The sequence below is a fragment of the Stenotrophomonas sp. IS26 genome, assembly GCF_054188265.1.
This window is the reverse complement of sequence record NZ_JBSZJV010000001.1, coordinates 334,620-355,172: the sequence shown is the minus strand read 5'-3', so window position 1 is coordinate 355,172 and position 20,553 is coordinate 334,620. Positions and strand designations below refer to the sequence as shown.

Sequence of the window (20,553 nt, the reverse complement as noted above, 5' to 3'; positions counted from 1 at the left end):
GACACGGATGTCTCCACGGCAACGCCACCGCCTTGCAGCGGTGGTGATCGCCACTGCTGCAGGGTTGGCTGGCTGTACGCCGGCCAGTGAACCCGCACCGCCGCAGGCAGTGCCCGATGCGGCCGCGGCGAAAGCCGCCCCGCACGCCCACGTCAGCCGCACGGAGCGCCTGCAGGCCTTCCTGACCGAGCGCTACGGCAAGGCCGCCAGGCTCTCAGGGACATGGCGTGGCAGCTGGACCCAGGACGGCGACACCCGCCTCACCGATTGGCATGTGTGTGCCGAGCAACCGGTGGTGACCGGCGACAGCTGGCAGCAGCTGTTGGCTGTCTGCGGCTCACCCCTCGAGAATGCCCACCCGGATCCGGGCGCGATCGACTTCTTCGTGCTGCGCCCCGAGGCGGACCGCTTTGCCGTGGCCGCCGAGCTGACCGGGCAGAACTTCGGCAGCCAGGGTGAACCCGGCACGGTGCAGATTCTCCGCGCCGGCAGCGACTTCTACGGTTTCCGCATCGAGCATGGCTGGTTCGGCCAGGGCTATTCGCTGATCACGCAGACGCTGGTGGTGCCTGGCCCGAATGGGCTGGTGGAGGCCGGTGGGGTGCGCAGCCATATCGACAACAACGCGGCCTACGACTGCGACGATGCCGATGCGGAACCGGAGTGCCAGGCGCGGCTGTTCAACCTCGATTTTACCTTGTCCTTCGACAGCCGCGATCCGGCGGCGCGACAGTGGCCGCTGGTGATCGAAGAGACCGGCCTGGGGTGTGGCGGGCAGCCGGTGCGGCGCGAACATCGCTTCACCCTGGACCCGAAAGCGTGGACGTATGCGTTCCCCGAGGCGCTCCAGCGCGAAGGGTGCGAGTGATCCGTTCGTGGGCACTGGCAGGTGTGGCGCTCGCGCTGCTGGCCGGTTGCGAGCGCACACCTGCGTCTTCCGAACCCGCCAAACCACAGCGTGTGCTCAATACGACGCCGCAGCCGGAAGACATCGTCCGGGTCAGGGGCGATCACACCCAGCGCCTGCTGGCCTTCCTTCGCACGCGCTATGGCGACAAGGCCGGCCTGGATGCGCCGTGGAAGGATGCGTGGGAAGACACCGAGGTCGAGGCGCTGCGCCCGGTCACCCGCAGCGTGTGCGCGCGTGACACGGTCACGGCCGACGATCATGAGCAGACCCTGCTGGCGGTGTGCCAGACCCTGGACGACGCAGCCACGGTCGAGCCGGGCCGGGTCGATCTGTATGTGCTGCGCGTGGGCAAGGACGACGAAGAGGCCAACCGCGGCGGCATGTTCGCCCCACTGCCGGCCAAGGATCCGCTGCTGGTAATGGCCCAGCGCCTGCAGGGCCCATACGGGCGCCACGGCGCACCGGGTACGGTCCAGATCGCGCAGCTCGGCCCGCAACGCCGTGCCTTCCTCATCACCCATGAGGAACACCGGCGCGGCCATCGGCGCGCCTGGCGCAGTTACATCGCCGAGCACAACCATCGCCTGCGCGATGTCGCCCAGTACCGCGATCACCTCGACAATCTCGCCCTGCACGGCTGTGACGGCAATCCGGCCGACTGCGGCAAGGGCGTGTTCGCGGTCGATTTCAGCACGACGGTGGGCGACAGCAACGCCGTGGATGGCTACTGGCCGCTGACGGTGCGTGCCAGCGGCCACGACTGCACGGGCCCGGCGACCGAGTTCTACCACCTCATCTTCGATGCCCGGCAGCGCGCGTATCCGGTGCCGGAAGACCTCCAGCGCGACGGCTGCGCCGACAGCTGAGGCCGTGGGTTGCCACGGCGACCGACCGCCCGAATGCACCCGCCGCCCGCACCGCGTAAAATCACGTTCCTGCCCTCTTACGCGAGAACTGCATTGAAGATCCTGGTCATCGGCGCTGGCGGCCGCGAACACGCCCTGGCCTGGAAGCTGGCCCAGTCCGCGAAGGTCCGTGAGGTCATCGTCGCCCCCGGCAATGCAGGCACCGCCACCGAGCCCAAGTGCCGCAACGCGGACGTCAAGGTCACCGATCTGGACGGCCTGCTGGCACTGGTGGGCACCGAAGGCATCGGCCTGACCGTGGTCGGCCCGGAAGTGCCGCTGGTGGCCGGTGTGGTCGATCGCTTCCGCGCCGCCGGGCACCGCATCTTCGGGCCCACCGCCGCCGCCGCGCAGTTGGAAGGCAGCAAGGCGTACGCGAAGGACTTCCTGGCCCGCCACAAGATCCCGACCGCGTTCTATGCCGTGCATACCGACATCGACCCGGCGCTGGCCTACCTGCGTGAGAAAGGCGCACCGATCGTGGTCAAGGCCGATGGTCTGGCCGCCGGCAAGGGCGTGATCGTGGCGATGACCCTGACCGAGGCCGAGGACGCGGTGCGCGACATGCTCTCCGGCAATGCCTTCGGCGATGCTGGCGCACGCGTGGTGATCGAAGAATTCCTGGACGGCGAAGAAGCCAGCTTCATCTCGATGGTGGACGGTAAGACGGCACTGCCGATGGCGACCTCGCAGGACCACAAGCGCGTCGGCGACGGCGACACAGGCCCGAACACCGGCGGCATGGGCGCGTACTCGCCGGCCCCGGTGGTGACCGACGAAGTGCATGCGCGCGTGATGCGCGAGGTGGTCAACCCGACCGTGCAGGGCATGATCGCCGACGGCATTCCGTTCACCGGCTTCCTCTATGCGGGCCTGATGATCGATGCCAGCGGCGCGCCGAAGGTGATCGAGTTCAACGTGCGCTTTGGCGACCCGGAAACCCAGCCGGTGATGCTGCGCCTGCAGTCGGACCTGGTGGATCTGGTCGAAGCGGCGATCGATGAGCGCCTGGACACCGTGGAGGCGCAGTGGGATCCGCGCCCGTCCCTCGGCGTGGTGATGGCCGCCTCGCCGTATCCGGAAACCCCGATCACCGGCGACGTGATCCACGGCCTGGAAGCGGTCGCCGCGACGGCCAAGGTGTTCCATGCCGGCACCACGCTGGACGCGCAGGGCCAGGTGCTCAGCGCCGGCGGCCGCGTGCTGTGCGTGGCGGCATTGGGCGGCACGGTGGGCGAGGCACAGCGCAACGCCTACGCCGGCATCGGTGCGATCCACTGGGCCCATGAGTTCCACCGCCGCGATATCGGCTGGCGGGCGATTGCGCGCGAGCAGGGCTGACCTGGCACGGTCGGGGCCACGACCGATCGAAGCACTGCCCTGAGCGCCAGAAAGCAAAAAGGCCCGGCATCAAGCCGGGCCTTCTCGTGTGATCACGCCAGTCACTGCATCACGCAGTAAACAGCGCCTTCATCTTCTTCAGGGCGTTCGCCTCGACCTGGCGGATGCGCTCGGCGGACACGCCGTACTCATCGGCCAGCTCCTGCAGCGTCACCTTGCTGTCCGCGTCCAACCAGCGACGGCGGATGATGTCGCGCGAACGCGCATCCAGCTCGGCCATGCCTTCGCGCAGCAGCTGCAGCTGATTGTCTTCGCTGTCCATCCGCTCATACGCCATCGAAGGATCTTCTTCGTTGGCTCGCAGGTAGGCCGCCGGCGACGGCGGTGCATGATCGTCATCGTCATCGCTGGAGAGATCGAAACCGATATCGCGACCCGACAGGCGCGACTCCATCTCGAGCACTTCGCGCTCGGACACGTTCAGGTCCTTGGCCACCGCGCTGACTTCGGCCGCGTTCATCCAGCCCAGGCGGGTCTTGGACTTGCGCAGGTTGAAGAACAGCTTGCGCTGCGCCTTGGTCGTGGCGACCTTGACGATGCGCCAGTTCTTGAGGATGAACTCGTGCATTTCCGCGCGGATCCAATGCACCGCGAACGACACCAGGCGAACGCCCATGTCCGGGTCGAAGCGCTTCACCGCCTTCATCAGGCCGATGTTGCCTTCCTGGATCAGGTCGCCCAGCGCCAGGCCGTAGCCGTTGTAGCCGCGGGCGACGTGCACCACGAAGCGCAGGTGGGAATGGACCAGCTCGCGCGCGGCATCCAGATCCAGCTCGTCGCGGAAGCGGCGGGCCAGATCCTGCTCGTCATCGACCGACAGCACCGGGATCTGGTGCACGGCACCGATGTAGGCGTCCAGCGAACCGAGCGCACTGGGAATCGGGAGATTGTTTGCCACAAGGGCAGTAGAGGTGTTCTGGCTCATAGCACTCATCTTAGCAGTCCCGGAATTGGACTGCTAAAGGGGAAAGAAGTTCCAGCGTTCTGTTGATGGGATGCTGGTACAGATTGCCCGTCTAACGTACCGCGAAATGATGACAGTGGCGAGAGCCCGGGAACGAGGCAACAAACCCCGTGAAATCAACAGGATAGGGTGATTAATCGGGGGATATCGCGTGTTTTCTGGCTGAACAGCCCGCCGGAAACGCCCATTCATCCTGGAAAGGTTGCCGGCAGTTCAGCCAGGCATGGGCTGGCCCTACCCCCTGCCCCCACCGGAGCCGACCGCCAACACCGCGATCCCCGGTAGTGCCACGCCATGCGTGGCAGGCCCGAACCCACCGACGCCTAGTAATACCCTGCCATGTTCAAGAAGAACCCCTTCTGGTCGTACTTCAGCTCGGTCATGTCATCGCTGAATTCGGTGAAGTTGTAGCCCACCCCGACCTTGAAGTTCTCCCCCACCCGGCGGTCCAGGCCCACCAGCCAACCTTTGCGCACGCCGCCGTCGCGCACCTTCAACCACCGGTGCTCGGCCAGGCCTTCCCACTGCGCGAACAGGCGATAGCGCAGCTGCAAGGCAGCGAAGTCGGCACGGCTGTCCAACCAGGCCCCCTCACCGCGCCCGGTGCGGTAGTCACCCCAGCGCGAAGCCAGCTTGCCGGCCACTTCCCAGCGCGCGCCCAGCTGACGGATCCCTTCGAGCGAAAGGATCTGCGAACGCTGGTCGTACAGGTTGCCGCCCTCCTGGCCGAGCGAGGCCACGTCGTAGAGATAGGTGAACTTGCCGAAGCCGGCCCAGCGCGTGTTGTCGTGCGGGCGCCAGGCGAAGCCCATGTTGGTCTCCACCAGCTTGGCATCGGCCAGGCGGTCAATGCGGTCTTCGGTATCGGCGTAGTTGGCGCGCAACGCGAAACGCCAGTCTTCGTTGAGCTTGTACAGCAGGCGGTTGGTGGTCACCCACTGCTCGCGCTGTTCGGCGCCACTGTCGCGGCGGTACTCCAGCTTGCTGTTCCACTGCGCCACCGCATCGGTGCGCCCGCCACTGACGCTGTAGGCGCGGCGATCGACACGGCCGACGGTGGAGTCCAGTTCGCCGTCCATGATCGTGAAGCCCAGGTTCCAGCCCTGCGCGGGATAGAAATCCATGCCGAAGGTATGCACGATGCCCGCGCTGTCCTGGCGACGATCCTTCAGATACTGGCTCTCGTTGTAGACGTTGACCTGGTTGCTCAGCCGCCAGCGCTGGCCCAGCGTCCAGCCACTCTGCAGGCCGGTATCGAACAGCGGATCGGTGCCGGTGCGGTCGGTGCTGTAGCTGTAACTGCCGTAGAGGCTGTGATCCGGTGCCATGCGGTACTCGCCATCGACCTTGGCACCATGGCCGCGGCTGCCACCACTCACTTCCGCACCGACACTGCTGCGATCGCCGAACAGGTACCGCGCGCCGAGGGTCAGCAGGTCGTTCTTCTCGTAGGCACCGCCGTCATCGTCCAGCGTGACCTGCCCGGTGCCGTACAGCTCCCACGACGCGCCGAAGCGCTGGCGGTAGCCGATCGCAGCGAGCAGTGCATCCACGCTCTGCAGTTCCTGCTCCTCGCGCACGCGGCGCAGTTCACCGGTCAGCTGGCCGTCGTTGCCCAGCCGCCATTCGGCGGTCAGCTGGCTCTGCTCCAGGGCAAGTTCGCCCTGCTCGGTGCGGGTGTGGCGGCCGTACAGGCTGAGGTCGTCGGTGAGGTAGCCGATGAACTCGGCGCCGTACTCCTGGATCGGCAGGCCGGTGTCCTGGCGCGCAACCGAGAAGCCGGCATCGACGTCGCGCCACCACGCCCCCAGGCTCCAGTCCTGCGTGGTCCAGCCCAGCTCGCGCAGGTTGGCCCGCGCTTCCACTGCGCTGGCGGTGCCCGAGCGCCGGCCTTCGTACGGGTTGCGGCGGATGAAACTCAGGCCACCGTTGTCCGAGTAGAACACCGGGGCGGCGGTCGCTTCGGTGCGGGTCTGCTCCATCTTCAGATAGGTGCCACGCCCGGCCTGCAGGGTGAGGTCAGCGCCTTTGAGGCTGTAGTTCTCACCGCTGCGGTTCTCGTCGATCCAGGTGCCGCCGATCGCCACGTGATCGCCGATCCACTGCCGGCCGCGCGCACCGTAGGTCACGTCATCGCTGCTGAAACCCAGCGGCACGTATTCGTAGTCCACCAGCAGCAGCTGGTCGTAGCCATCGAGCGGCATGTCGCGGGTGATGCTGCGCACGTTCTCGCGGGTCAGCTGCGCCAGCGGACGGGTCAGGATCAAACGGCCCTGAAGATTGTCGATTTCGTAGTCCACGCCTTCCTGCAGCGTGGCGCGCGTTTCGGTGCGGCCGGTGGTGCGGTCGCGCACTTCCAGCACCACCTGCTCCGAACCGGGCAACACGTCGGTATGGCGCAGGTAATACAGGCTGCCGCCGGTGCCGAGGAATTCACTGTGGCCCGGGGCGGACTGCGCCTCGGAGCCGAACACCTTCACCTGCGAGCGCGCCTCGCCCAGCGGCGTGGCCTCCAGCGAACGCCAGTTCAATGCACCACCGTAGAGCGAGCGCACGTACTGGCCATACTCGGTACCGGTGATGCCGGTGGCGTAGTTGCCCCACACGGCCTGGCTCTGGTCCCAATCCACGCGCAGGTACAACCGCCCCTGCGTATCCACGTCGCGGTAGGTGGTGGAGTCATCGCCATAGACCGGGTAGTACAGATCCGGATCCAGGCGGCGGAACACGTCCTGTGCGTCGGCCTGGGTGAAATCGCGGAACAGATACTTCAGCTCACGGTCCTGCGTGTCGGCCTGAGCAGTGACCAGGTATTTGCCGCGCAGCTTGCCCTTCAGATAGAACGCCAGCCGGCCTTCGCTGAGGAAACTGTCATCGTCACGATCATCGGCGGCGAGCGGCTGCAGATTGCCGCTGGCGCTGTTCTTGGAGACGGTGACATCGGCAATGGCGACCAGGAACAGGTAGCGGCCGGTGACATCCACATCCAGCTGACGCTGCGCGGAGGGTGCATCGCGTGATTCGACACTGACGTCGTAGCGATGCTCACCCACCGGCTCCAGGAACTCGGCCGCGAACTTCTGCTCCAGATCGACCGGGAAGTCCTGGCCGTTGATGCGCACGCGGCTGTTGGGCTCCAGGTTGCGGCCATACAGGCGCACGCGCGACCCGTGGATGGGGATGTTCTGCAGGCGGAGCATGCTCTGCCCATAGATGCTGTTGCTGAGCTGCAGGTCCTGCGCGCTGTCGCCATCCAGCGCCTGGCCAAGTGTCTTCTGCACGCTCTCGCGGGTGATCTGCAGGCCACGGTCGAAATCGGCCGGGGTCACCAGTTGGATGCGCTGGAGGCGGGTTTCATCGAACGCACCACCAGTGCCGTAAGCGCGCGCCACGTAGATCAGCTCATCGCCGGTACGCAGCTTGATCTGCGGCGGCAACTCACCACTCCACTCCGCGTCGCCGACATAGTCGGCCGGCAGCTCGATGCGGGCCAGCGGCGTGACCAGATCCGTGTCGGTGCCGCGATACAGCGTCACCTCCAGTTTTTGGATGAACGAGGCGTAGTTGTTGTAGCTGTGGAAGCGCAGCGGGCGGACCACCCGGCCGTTCTCGAACGGCACCGTGGCGGCCGCCTGCACGCTCAGGCTGGGCGGGACCATGGTCGGGTCTTCGGTGGCCCACACCACGCCGCCGTTGGGCAGCTCGGCCATGAACTGGCCCCCCCGCGCAGCGACATCCGGGGTGACTGCCGGCGATGCCGGCACCGCGCCGGCCGCGGGAAGCTCCGCGCGGCCGGGTAGCGGCAGCGCCGGCTCGCTGTCATCGAGGATGCGCAGCAGCAGCCCGTCATCGTTGCGGCAGCTGTCGGCCTCGCAGCGGATCGGCGCGGGTGTCGGAACCGGTGTGACCGGTTGGGCGGCCGCCGGCAGTGCCAGCAGCAGCGCGCTGGCCAGGCCGAGGGTGAGGCGGCGGGAGATCGGGCTCGGAATCAGGGTCATATCCATGTCAGCGCCCCTCCCCGGTCGTGCGGCCGGGACTGGCAGGCTCGGGGGGATCGTCCACGCGCAGGTGATGCAGTACGCGTCCGTCGGTGCCCAGCACCTCGACCGTGGTTGCCAAGGCGATCGGGCCCGGCAGCTGTGGGCGTAGTGCCTCACGCAGCACCTGTGCACGCTGCAGGGCGAGCGGCACCTGCCCGGCGGCAGCGCTGAGCTGCAGGCGCCCGCCACCGCGCGATATCAGTGCTTGGGCGGCCGTTGTGATCACCGGCGCGCGGTCGGCGTCCAGCCGTGCCGTGCCTGGGGCGAACAACGCCTCGCCGAGTTCGATCCGCGCGGGGCGCGATGCCGGGGCGGCCGGCGGCGCGGTCGGGTTCGATGCGGTTGTGCTCAGTGCACCTTCGGGCATGCGCACGCCGAAGTCGAAGCGCACCGGCAGCCCGGGCGTGATGCGGCGGACCAACGGATTGGGCGTCGTGAAACGCGCACCGGCGGGCAGCGTGGAGGGATCCACCTTGAGGATGAAGTTGCGCCCGCGCGCCTCGCCACCGGGGATCCCGACCAGGTGGTAGCGGCCGAAGGCGTCGGTTTCCATCAACAGGCCTTCCACCGCTGCGATGCGCACGCCGGGAATGCCGCGCTCAGCGTCATCTTGGATGCCGTTGCCGTTGCGGTCGTCGAACACGCTGCCCACGATCAGGCTTTCATCGAGCAGCGGATCGGTGGTGATCTCCACCTCGGCCGAGGCGACATTGCCGATCGTGCGGTTCTCGCCGTCGATGGCGGTGATGCGGTTGGTATGCACGCCGGTGCCGGTGCCCGCACCGACACGCAGGTAGTACACCACCGTCGCCCGCTCACCCGCCGCCACATCGATGCCATCGATGCGCAGCGGCTGCACGCCACTCGTGCGTGCATCGTTGTCGGCATCGATCACCGCGAAGCCACCGCGCACGAAGGTGAAGCCCGGCGGCAGCGTATCCAGCAGCGTGGCGCCGTTGGCATCCACCTCGCCGACGTTGTCGATGGTGACGGTGTAGCGCACCAGGTCACCGATCTGCGCACTGCGTTTGCCGGCCACCTTGGTCAGGCGCAGCACGGCCTGCTGGCCGGCCACCGTCACCGCGACATTGGCCTCGGCACACAACGGGGCCGGGATGGACACGTCGCACACCCGGTAGCGGAAGCTGTCGGTGCCCGCAAAGTTCGCCGCCGGCGTGTAGGTGCACAGGCCGTTGCCGCATTGCGCGGTACCGTGCGCCGGTGCCACCGCGACCTGCAGGGAGGCCGGATCCAGCGGCGCGGTGCGGGCGCTGTCATTGGCCAGTACATCGATCACCTGCGGCCCGGCGGTTTCGGCGGTCATGGCATCGTCGGCCAAGGTGAGTATGTTCGGGTCCACCATGACCGTGACCGTCGCACCCGCGCACATCGCCGGATCGGCCACGTCGCAGACCTGATAGTCGAAGCTCTGCTCACCGGAGAAGTTGGCCAGTGCAGCGAAGCGGATGCGGGCACGCGGCATCACCGTTGCGGTGCCGTAGGGCGGCGCTGCGGTGATGGTCACGCTGACCGTGTCCGGATCGATCGGCGTGCCGTTGACCCGGTCATTGCCAAGCACGTCGATCTCGATCACCCCGTCCTGCGGAATCTCCACGCGATCATCCGTGGCATCCACGCCGGGTTCGCCCGCGATGACGGTCACGGTCACGTTGCCGGTGTCGCAGACGGTGGGCTGGTTGAGCAGGCAGATCGTGTAGGTCGTGCTGTAGCTGCCGGGGGCCTGCCCGGCGGCAACATCCACCCAGCCATCGGCGCTGAAGCGCAGTGCGTTGGTGGCCACCGGCGCGAAACTCACCTGGGTGGGATCCAGCGATGCGGTGTTGAACGTGTCATTGGTGAACACGTTGAGCAGGCGCACGCTGCCGGTCGGACCGACCGGGCCGCCGCTGTCGTCCACCGCCAGCAGAGCACCGATGGGGCCTTGTATCCGCACGGTGGCGATCGCGGTGGTGCAGTTGGTCGGCACGCCGTTCTCGCACAACTGATAGGCCAGCTGCACCTGGCCGGGCTGCACGCCCGCCGCGACCATGATCTGGCCCTGGTTGTTCATCGTGTAACCGGGCGTGCTGCCGGTCAGGCTGGCCACCACGCTGCCGACCGGCGGCGGGGAGACGTTGTTGATGCTGTCGTTCTCCAGCACCGAGCGGGCGATGGTGCCGCCCACGGCCGGGTCCACCGGGGTGCCGGTGAAGTCATCATTGACCGCCAGCACCACGTTGACCGAACCGGACAGGGTGAGCGTCACGGTGGCATCGCCACACTGCGCGCCGTACGGCGCGGGCAGGCAGACGCGGTAGGTGAAGCTCTGTGGACCGGTGACGCCTGCCGGCGCGGTGTAGGTGAACGTGCCATCGGCGTTGAACACCAGGCCCGGCAGGGCACCGCTGGTCAGGGTATAGACCGCACCAGGCGCGACGTTGTCATTGAGGCTGACATTGCCCGAGAGCGGCACACCGGCAGGCACGGTGAAGCTGTCGTTCTGCGGGACCGGTGTAACGGCCACGATGACGGTAGCGGTCGTGCAGTTCGTCGGCGAGGCGGCCTCGCAGATCTGGTAGGTGATCGTGCTGGCACCGGAGAGGGCGCCAACGGCCACCGCGATCGTGCCATCCGGATTGATGCTGAAGCCGGCCGGTGCACCGATCAGGCTTAGCTGCACCGCGCTGCCCGGCGGTGGGCTGACACCGTTGAGCTGATCGTTGTCGAGCACGCTGAGCGATGACGAGCTACCCGGGACAACATTGGTGAGCACGTCATCACCGGCCACCAGGGTGCCGTTGTTGATGTTGATGGTGACCGAGGCGATGCCGCAGAGCGTGGCATCCGGCGCGGGCAGGCAGGTCTGGTAGATGAAGCTGACCGGACTGGGCGTGCCTGCCGGCGGCGTATAGGTGAAGCCACCATTGCTGGCCAGGGTCAGGCCCGGCAGCGGCGTGCCCTGCACGGTGTAGAGCGCACCGGGGGGCATGGCGTCGTTGCTGGCCACGCTGTTGCTGAGGGTCTGCCCGACCTGCACCGAGAACACGTCGCTCTGCGGGGCGGGACTGACGACCACAGTGACGCTGGCGGTATCGCAGTTGCCCGGCGCGGCGGCTTCGCAGATCTGGTAGGTGATCGTCGTGGCACCGGAGGTCGTGCCACTGGCCACCGTGATCGTGCCGGCGGATGTGATGCTGAAACCGGCCGGTGCGCCGACCAAGCTCAGCAGTACATCCGCCGCGGCCGGCGGCGAGACGCCATTGAGGCTGTCGTTGGCCAGCACGCTGCCACTGGAGGTGGTGCCGGGTGCCACGCCGGTGAGCGTGTCATCGCCAGCCACCAGCAGGCCGTTGTTGATGTTGATGGCAAGGATCGCGCCGCCGCACAGGCTGCCGTTCGGCGCCGGCAGGCACACCTGGTAGGCGACGCTGACCGGGCCTGTGACACCCGCGGCCGGGGTATAGGTAAACGTGCCGTCGGTGTTGAAGACCAGGCCGGCCGGCGCAGTGCCCTGCAGGGTGAACACCGCACCCGGCGGCGTGGTGTCGTTGGCGGCGACCGTGTTGCTCAGCGTCTGTCCGGCCTGCACCGCGAAGGCATCGTTCTGCGGTGCCGGAGTGACGACCACGGTGACGCTGGCGGTATCGCAGTTGGCCGGCGCCGCCGCTTCGCAGATCTGGTAGGTGATCGTGGTCGAACCGGACACCACCCCGGTGCCCACGCTGATCGTGCCGTCCGGCGAGAGGGTGAAGCCACCCGGCGCGCCGACCAGGCTCAGCACCACGTCGGCGGCCGCCGGCGGCGAGACGCCGTTGAGGCTGTCGTTGGCGAGCACGCTGCCGCCCGTGGTCGCACCGGGCAGCACGCCGGTGAGCGTGTCATCGCCGGCGGTGAGCGTGCCGTTGTTGACGTTGAGTGTGACCGTGGCCGTGCCGCACAGGCTGCTGTTCGGTGCTGGCAGGCACGCGCGGTAAACGAAGGTCACCGGGCTGGACGTGCCGATCGGCGGCGTATAGGTGAAGCTGCCATCGGTGTTGAACGCAAGCCCGGCGGGCGGCGTGCCCTGGATCGCCAAGGTAGACCCCGGCGGCAAGCTGTCATTGGTCGCCACACTGTTGCCCAGACTCTGCCCAGCCTGCACCGAGAAGGCATCGTTCTGCGGCGTGGGAGTGATGATCACCGTCACCGTGGCCGTGGCGCAGTTGCCTGGCGCGGCGGCCTCACAGATCTGGTAGGTGAGCGTGGTCGCGCCTGCCATCGTGCCGGTGGCCACGCTGATGGTGCCGCTGGGCGTGATCGCGAAGCCGGCGGGCGCGCCCACCAGGCTCAGCACTACGCTGGCCGCAGCCGGCGGCGAGACGCCGTTGAGGCTGTCATTGGCCAACACGCTGGCCGCCGAGGTGGTGCCGGGGGCGATGCCACTGAAGGTGTCATTGCCGGCCAGCAGCGAACCGGTGGTGATGTTGAGGGTGACCGTGGCTGTGCCGCACAGGGTCGTGTTCGGCGCCGGCAGGCAGGCCTGGTAGGTGAAGGTCACCGGCCCGGTGGTGCCACCCGGTGGGGTATAGGTGAACGAGCCATCGGCATTGAAGGTCAGGCCGGCCGGCGGCGTGCCCTGCAGCGCCCAGGTCGCGCCGGATGGCAGGTTGTCATTGCTGGCCACGCTGTTGCCCAGCGTCTGCCCCAGCTGCACGCTGAAGGCGTCGTTCTGCGGCAGCGGCGTCACCACCACGGTGACGCTGGCGGTATCGCAGTTGCTCGATGCAGCGGCTTCGCAGATCTGATAGGTGAGCGTGGTCGGGCCGGCGGTCACCCCGCCACCGACGCTGATCGTGCCGTCCGGGTTGATCGTGAAGCCGGCCGGTGCACCGACCAGGCTCAGCAGCACATCGGCGGGCGCCGGCGGCGAGACACCGTTGAGGCTGTCGTTGGCCAGCACGCTGCCGGCCGTGGTCGCGCCCGGCAGCACACCGGCAAGCGTGTCATCGGCGGCGACCAGGGTGCCGGTGTTGATGTTTAGCGTGACCGTGGCGGTCGCGCACAATGCCGCATTCGGTGCCGGCAGGCAGGTCTGGTAGGTGAACGTGACCGGACCGGTGGTGCCGAGCGGCGGGGTATAGCTGAACGTACCATCGGCATTGAACGCGAGGCCCGCCGGAGGCGTGCCCTGCACGGCCCAGCTCGCGCCAGTCGGCATGCCATCGTTCGCCGCCACGTTGCCGTTGCTGATCGTGCCACCGGCCTGCACCGCGTAGGCATCGTTCTGCGGTGCCGGACGGATCACCAGCGCAACGGTGGCGGTATCGCAATTGGACGGCGCGGCGGTTTCGCAGATCTGATAGGTCAGCGTGGTCGCGCCGGCGACGACGCCGATCGGCACGTTGATCGTGCCATCAGCGGCAATGCTGTAGCCGGCCGGCGCGCCGACCAGGCTCAGCTGCACGCTGGCCGGGGCTGGCGGGCTGACGCCGTTGAGCGCATCGTTGCCGAGCACACTGGGTGTGGCACTGCCGGGCGCGATGTCGACAAAGCTGTCGTCGGCCGCCGCCAGCGTGCCCAGGTTGATGTTGAGCGTGACCGTCGCCGTGCCGCAGACACCGGCATTGGGGGCCGGCAGGCAGGTTTGATACGTAACGGTCACCGCACCGGTGGTGCCCACCGGCGGCGTGTAGCTGAAGGTGCCGTCGCCATTGAACACCAGCCCGTTCGGCGGCGTGCCCTGCACGGCCCAGCTGGAGCCGGCCGGCATGCTGTCGTTGCCGGCAACGCTGCCGTTGACGAGCGTGCCGCCGGCAGGCACGGAGAAGGCATCGTTCTGCGGAGCCGGCGTGATCACGATGCGGATCGCGGCGGTGGCGCAGTTGGTCGGCGAAGCCGTCTCGCATAGCTGATAGGTCAGTGCCGTGGCCCCGGCGGTAACGCCGGCGGGAATCTGCACGGTGCCGTCGTTGTTGATGACGAAGCCGGCCGGTGCACCGAGCAGCAGCAGCTGCACCGTCGCCGCAGCCGGCGGACTCACGCCATTGAGCGAATCGTTGTTCAACACGCTCGGCGTGGCCGCCCCCCCGGTGACCGGCGCGGCGAAGATATCGTCGTTGGCGACAACGGCGTTGACGGCGATGGTCAAGGTGGCCGTGGCGGTGCTGCAGATGGTGGCATCCGGTGCAGGCAGGCAGGCCTGGTAGGCGAACGTGACCGGGCCGACGGTACCGGCCGGCGGCGTATAGGTGAAGCTGCCGTTGCTGTTGAACACCAGGCCCTGGGGCGGCGCGGCCACGCTCCACGTCGAGCCGGCCGGCATGTTGTCGTTGCCCGACACGTTGCCGCTGTTGGGCTGACCGGCCTGCACGGCGATCGCATCATCGACGGGTGCCGGACGCACCACCAGGGCGATGCTCGCGGTGGCGCAGTTGTTCGCCGCGGCGATTTCGCAGACCTGGTAGCTCAGCGTGATCGCGCCGGTAGGCGCGTTGCCCGCGACCGAGACCGTGCCGTTGGGGTTGATCGTGAATCCGGCCGGCGCGCCGACCAGGCTCAGCGAGACGCTGGAGGCCGGTGCCGGGCTGACGCCGTTGAGCGTATCGTTGTTCAACACACTGGGCGTTGCACCGCCTGGCGCGATCGCACCGAAGCTGTCGTCGCTCGCGACCAGCGCGCCGTTGTTGATGTTGAGCGTGACCGTGGCGGTGCCGCAGATGGCCGTGTCCGGTGCGGGCAGGCAGGCCTGGTAGGTGAAACCGGTGGGGCTGGTGGTGCCGGCCGGCGGCGTGTAGCTGAAGCTGCCGTCGACATTGAAGGTCACACCGGCCGGCAGTGCGCCCGGCACGCTGTAGAGCGACCCGATGGGCATGTTGTCGTTGCCCGACACCGTGTCGTTGATCGTCTGGCCCGCCTGAACGGCGAATGCATCGTTGACCGGCGCAGGCGCCACCACCAGCGCGATACTGGCGGTGGCACAATTGGACGACGCAGCGGCTTCGCAGATCTGGTACGTGAGCGTGGTGGCGCCGGCGGCGGTCCCGGCAGTGACCGTGACAGCGCCATCGGTGGCGATGGCGAAACCGGTCGGCGCACCGATCAGCGACAGCACCACCTCGGCCGGCAGCGGCGTGGCCGAGTTGAGCGTGTCGTTGGCCAGCACCGACGGCGAGGCGGCACCGGGCGCGAGCGGGGTGGCAAACGTGTCGTCCAACGCTACCAGCGTGCCGCTGTTGACGTTGAGGGTGACGCTGGCCGTCGCGCAGACGCCTGAATCCGGTGCCGGCAGACAGACCCGGTAGGCAAACGGGATTGCGCCGCTGAAGCCGACCGGGGGCGTATAGCTGAAGGTGCCGTCGGCCGCGAGCACGAGGCCATCCGGCGGGATGTTGAGCACGGTGAACTGGGCACCCACCGGCGCGTTATCGTTGCTGGCCACCGAGCCGTTCAGCACCTGGCCCGAGGGCGTGGACAACGCATCGTCCACGGCGGACGGCGCGACCACCACGCGTGCGGTGGCGGTCGCGCAGTTGGATGGCGCCGCCGCTTCACAGAGCTGGTAGGTCAGGTTCTTCACCCCTGCAGGCGTGCCCGGCGCCACCGTCACCGCGCCCTCGGCGGTGATGGCCACGCCGGCCGGCGCGCCCTGCAACGACAGCAGCACATCGGCTACCGCCGGCGGCGTGCTGCCATTGAGCGCATCGTTGGCCAGCACCGAGGTAGTGCTGCCGCCGGTGACCGGGTTGATCGGCGTGGTGCTGAAGTCATCCGGATTGGCAGCGAGCGTACCTGCGTTGACCGTGATGGTGGCGCTGGCGTTCGCGCACAACGCAGCGTTCGGTGCTGGCAGGCAGACCTGGTAGGCGAATGTGACCGGGCCCGTAGTGCCGACCGGTGGGGTGTATGTGAAGCTGCCACTGCCGCTGAACACCAGGCCGGCCGGCGCGGTGCCGGTGACGGTGAACTGCGCGCCCGCCGACACGTTGTCGTTGTCACCCACGTTGCCGTTGAGCGCCTGCCCGGCCGCCGTGGAGAACGTGTCATTGGTGGCCGACGGGGTTACCACCAGGCGGATGGTCGCGCTGGCGCAGTTGCCGGGCAGCACCGCCTCGCACACTTGGTAGGTCAGTACCGTGGCGCCGCCCGTGGCGCCCACGGGCACCTGCAGCAGGCCGTTTGCATCGAGCGTGTAACCGGCCGGCGCGCCGATCAGGCTGAGCAGTACGCTGCCCGCCGCCGGCGGCGTAGTGCCATTGAGGCTGTCGTTGAGCAGCACGCTGGTCGCGCTGCCACTGCCGGGTGCCAGCGGGGTGGCGCTGAAGTCGTCGTCCAACGCCACCAGGGTGCCGGCGTTGACGTTGATCGTGGCACTGGCGCTGCTGCACTGCGTGCTCTCCGGTGCCGGCAGGCAGACCGTGTAGGTGAACGCGACCGGCCCGGTGACGCCGGCCGGCGGGGTGTAGAGGAAGCTGCCGTCCGTCCCGAACTGCAGTCCGGCCGGCGCCGCTGCGGTCAGCGTGAACACCGCGCCGGCCGGCGCGTTGTCGTTGCTGCCGACGGCGCCTGCCAGCAACTGTCCCACCGGGGTGGAGAAGATGTCGGCGGCGGCGAGCGGCGACACCACCAGGCTTATCTGCGCCGAGTCGCAGTTGCTCGGCAGCGCCGCTTCACACAGCTGATAGGTGAGCGTCACCGCACCAGCCGGCACGCCGCTGCCGATCGTCAGTGTGCCGTCGGCCAACAGCGTGTAACCCGCCGGCGCACCGACCAGGCTGAGCAGCACATCGGCCGACGCCGGCGGTACCGCACCGTTGAGGCCGTCATTGCCCAGCACCGATCCGGTACTGCCACCGGTGACGGGATTGATCGGCGTTGCGCGGAAATCATCGTCGTTGGCGACCAGGGTGCCGGCATTGACGTTGATCGTCGCAGTCCCACCCGAGCAGACCGCGGTGTCCGGCGCCGGCAGGCACGCCTGGTAGGCGAACGTCACCGCGCCCTGGGTTGCCACCGGCGGGATGTAAGTGAAGCTGCCGTCGGGGTTGAACACCAGCCCTGCCGGCGCCGTGCCGCTGAGGCTGAAGCCCGCGTTCGCCGGGACGTTGTCATTACCGGCCACGCTTGCACTCAGCGCCACGCCGACCTGTGTACTGAAGGTGTCGTTGACCGCCACCGGAGCCAGCAGCAACTGCACCGACGCGGTAGCGCAGTTGGCGGGCAATGCCGCTTCGCACAGCTGGTAGGTGAAGGTCACCGCACCGGCCGCTGCGCCGCCGGGAACCGACACTGTGCCGTTGCTGTTGATCACGTAGCCGGCTGGTGCACCGATCAGGCTCAGGATCACCTGCCCCGGCGCCGGCGGGATCGCGCCGTTGATGGTGTCGTTGCCGAGCACGCTGTTGGTGGTGCCGCCGGTGGCGGGATTGAGGATCGCGCTGCGGAAATCATCGTCGTTGGCGACCAGGGTGCCGGCATTGACGTTGAGGGTGACCGTGGCGGTATCGCAGACGGCGGCCAACGGCGCGGCCAGGCAGGCCTGGTAGGTGAAGGTGGAGGTGCCGGTGTACTGCGCCGGCGGGGTGTAGGTGAAGCTGCCATCGGCGTTGAACACCAGCCCGGCAGGTGTCGCGCCGGTCACCGCATAGGTGGTGCCGACAGCGACGTTGTCGTTCACTGCCACGTTGCCGCTGACCGGCGTGGCCACCTGCGTGGTGTAGGCATCGGCCACCGCATCCGGAGCGATCACCACCGCGATGCTGGCGGTGGCGCAGTTGCTGGTTCCCGCCTGGCACAGCTGGTAGGTGAGGCTGACCGCCCCGGCCGGCGCGCCAGCGGGCACCTGCAGCTGGCCATTGGGCTCGAGCGTGTAGCCCGCCGGCGGTGCGTTGATCAGCGACAGCGTGGTCTGCGCCGGCAGGATGGGCGCGCCGTTGACAGTGTCGTTGTCCAGTACGCTGGCGGTCAGCCCGCCGGCACTGGTCAGGGGCGTGCCGGTGAAGTCATCGTTGCCGGCCGCGATGGCGGCCGCGCCAACGTTGAGGGTCACGTTGGCTGCATCGCACACGCCCGCATTCGGTGCCGGCAGGCACGCTTGATAACGGAAGGTATCCGGCCCGGTAAAGGCAGACTGCGAGGTGTAGCTGAAACTGCCGTCGGCAGTGAGCACTACCGTGCCGTGCGCGGCCACCGCAAGCAGGCTGAACTGGGCGCCAGTCGGCACGTTGTCATTGCCCGCGACACTGCCTGCCAGGGCAATACCTGCGACGGCCACGAAAGCATCGTCCACCGCATCGGGCGCGACCACCAGCTGCACGTTGGCAGTGGCACAGTTGGTCGGCGCGGCCAGTTCGCAGAGCTGGTAACTGAAGCTCACCGCGCCGGCCGCAGCACCCACCGGAACCAACACCTGTCCTGCCGCGTTGACGGCGTAGTTGGCCGGCGCGCCGGTAAGGGCCAGGGTGACCGCGGCGGGCAGGACCGCCGCACCGTTGAGGGTGTCGTTGCCGAGCAGGCTGATCGTGGTGGTGGTGCCCGGCTGCAGCGGCGTGGTGAACACGTCGTTGACCGCGGCGATCTGGTTGGCCTGCACGTTCACGCTGACCGTGGCGGTATCGCAGACGGTCGCGTTCGGCGCCGGCAGGCAGACCTGGTAGGTGAAGGAATCCGGCCCGGTGTTGGCGTTGATGGGCGTGTAGCTGAAGGTGCCATCGGCGTTGACCACTGCGGTGCCACGGGTGGGCGCGGTGCCCAGCGTGTAGGCCGAACCGCTGGCGATGTTGTCGTTGCCGGCCAGACTGCCGGTGGCCGGTTGTCCGCCACCGGGTGTGGTCACCGTGTCGTTGACTGCGTCGGGGCTGATCACCAGGTTGGCGGTGGCCGTTGCACAGTTGGCCGGCAGCGCGTTTTCGCAGAAGCGGTAGGTCAGGGCCAGGGGACCGGCTGCCGCAGTGGCAGGCACCTGGATGGCGCCGTTGCCGGTGATGGCAAACCCGGCCGGCGCACCGACCAGCGTCATCGTCACCTGGGCCTGCGGCACCGCGCCGCCGTTGAAGGTGTCATTGGTCAGAACGCTCGGGGTGAGCCCGCCAGCACCGGACGGCAGGGGCGTGGTGAAGGTGTCGTCAGCGGCCACCAGGGCATTGGCATTGACCACGATCGAGGCGGTCGCGGTGGCGCACACGCCGCCATCCGGTGCCGGCAGGCAGAGCTGGTACTGGAACGAGGTCGCCGCGGCGATGCCACCGGCGGGCGCATAGACGAAGCTGCCCTCCGCGTTGAGGGTGAGCCCGGTCGGCGGCGTGCCGACTGCGCTGAAGGTTGCGCCGGCAGGTGCGTTGTCGTTGCTGGCCACGGAGCCGCTGAGCGACGCTGCGCCACCGGTGGCGTTGAAGCTATCGTTCACCGCGGTCGGACCGATGATCACGCTGGCTGTGGCGGTGGCGCAGTTGGTCGGCGAGGTGTTTTCGCAGATCTGGTAGGTCAGTGTGGTCGCCCCGGCGGCCGCACCCGCGGGCACGGTGATCACGCCTGCGCTGTTGATGGTGAAGCCGGCCGGTGCGTTCTGCAGCGCGATGATCAGATCGGCTCCATTCACCGGCGCGCCGTTGAGCGTGTCGTTGCCGAGCACGGTGGGCGTGCTGCCGCCCGTGGTCGAGGAGATCGGCGCAGTGAAGGCATCGTTGTTGGCGACCAGCGCGTTGGCCTGTACCGGCACGGCCGGCGTGGTGGCGCTGTTGTCGCCCGGCGTCGGATCGGTGGTACCGGTGGGCAGTACCAGCGACACGCTGTTGGCCGGCACCGTGGCCGGTGTGCTGGTGGGTGCGGTGCCATTGACCAGCAGCACCACGCTGTCGCCGACCGCGACATTGACCTGCACGTTGATCGCGTTGCCACTGCCATTGCCCTGTGCGCACGAGGAGGCGGCGGTGGTGGCCTGGCAGGTCCAGCTGACATTGGTGAGCAGCGCGGAGACGGTGTCGACCACGCCCACGCCCGAAGCCGCCGACGGGCCGGCGTTGTTGACCTGGATGCGGTACTGCACCGCCCCCCCGGCGGCGACCGGGGTGGCACTGAGCAGGGTCTTGGTGACACTCAGCTGGGCCTGCAGCGCCAGTGTGTTGCTGTCGGTCGCACTGTTGTTGCCCAATGCGGGATCGGCCACGTCGGTCGGTGCGGTGACGGTGGCGGTATTGTTGAGCGGGTTGGGATAGCTCTGCGCCAGCAGCGGCGGCGGCAGCAACGCGAGCAGGGCCACCGCGCATGCGATGCGGGCCGAGGCCATCCCTGCCCTGCGGTGTTTGCCGGTTGCTGCCATGCGCTCGTCCTCGAAGCCAGTGGTCCCATCCATCCCCTGCG

6 protein-coding genes are annotated in these 20,553 nt (G+C 68.1%); 3 read left to right on the top strand and 3 right to left on the bottom strand.

Features of this window, described 5'->3' with window-relative positions; genetic code table 11:
- Positions 1-7 precede the first annotated feature (7 nt).
- From ACW6W5_RS01460 to purD, 3 genes are all read left to right on the top strand, one after another.
- Positions 8-868, top strand: coding sequence for a hypothetical protein (locus tag ACW6W5_RS01460; protein ID WP_152150973.1), 861 nt, complete (start codon positions 8-10; stop codon positions 866-868).
- Positions 865-1,776 (top strand): hypothetical protein, encoded by a 912-nt coding sequence (locus tag ACW6W5_RS01455; RefSeq protein ID WP_121040391.1) that lies wholly within the window; start codon positions 865-867, stop codon positions 1,774-1,776. Before ACW6W5_RS01460 ends, ACW6W5_RS01455 begins: the two co-directional genes overlap by 4 nt.
- A gap of 93 nt (positions 1,777-1,869) precedes the next feature.
- Positions 1,870-3,156: a phosphoribosylamine--glycine ligase gene (gene purD, locus ACW6W5_RS01450; RefSeq protein WP_152150970.1), complete on the top strand. Its 1,287-nt coding sequence runs from the start codon at positions 1,870-1,872 to the stop codon at positions 3,154-3,156.
- 109 nt (positions 3,157-3,265) lie between these two features.
- Here purD and rpoH read toward each other — a convergent pair whose 3' ends face one another.
- From rpoH to ACW6W5_RS01435, 3 genes are all read right to left on the bottom strand, one after another.
- On the bottom strand, positions 3,266-4,141 hold the full coding sequence (gene rpoH, locus ACW6W5_RS01445) for an RNA polymerase sigma factor RpoH (RefSeq protein ID WP_019183519.1): 876 nt from the start codon (positions 4,139-4,141) through the stop codon (positions 3,266-3,268).
- Positions 4,142-4,503: 362 nt separating this feature from the next.
- A complete protein-coding gene (locus tag ACW6W5_RS01440) occupies positions 4,504-8,184 on the bottom strand; it encodes a TonB-dependent receptor (RefSeq protein WP_226956566.1) in 3,681 nt (1,226 codons plus the stop codon).
- A 1-nt stretch (position 8,185) separates the two neighbouring features.
- Positions 8,186-20,545 carry an Ig-like domain-containing protein gene (locus ACW6W5_RS01435; RefSeq protein ID WP_152150968.1) on the bottom strand — a complete coding sequence of 4,120 codons (12,360 nt, stop codon included), beginning with the start codon at positions 20,543-20,545 and terminating at the stop codon, positions 8,186-8,188.
- Positions 20,546-20,553: the final 8 nt, after the last annotated feature.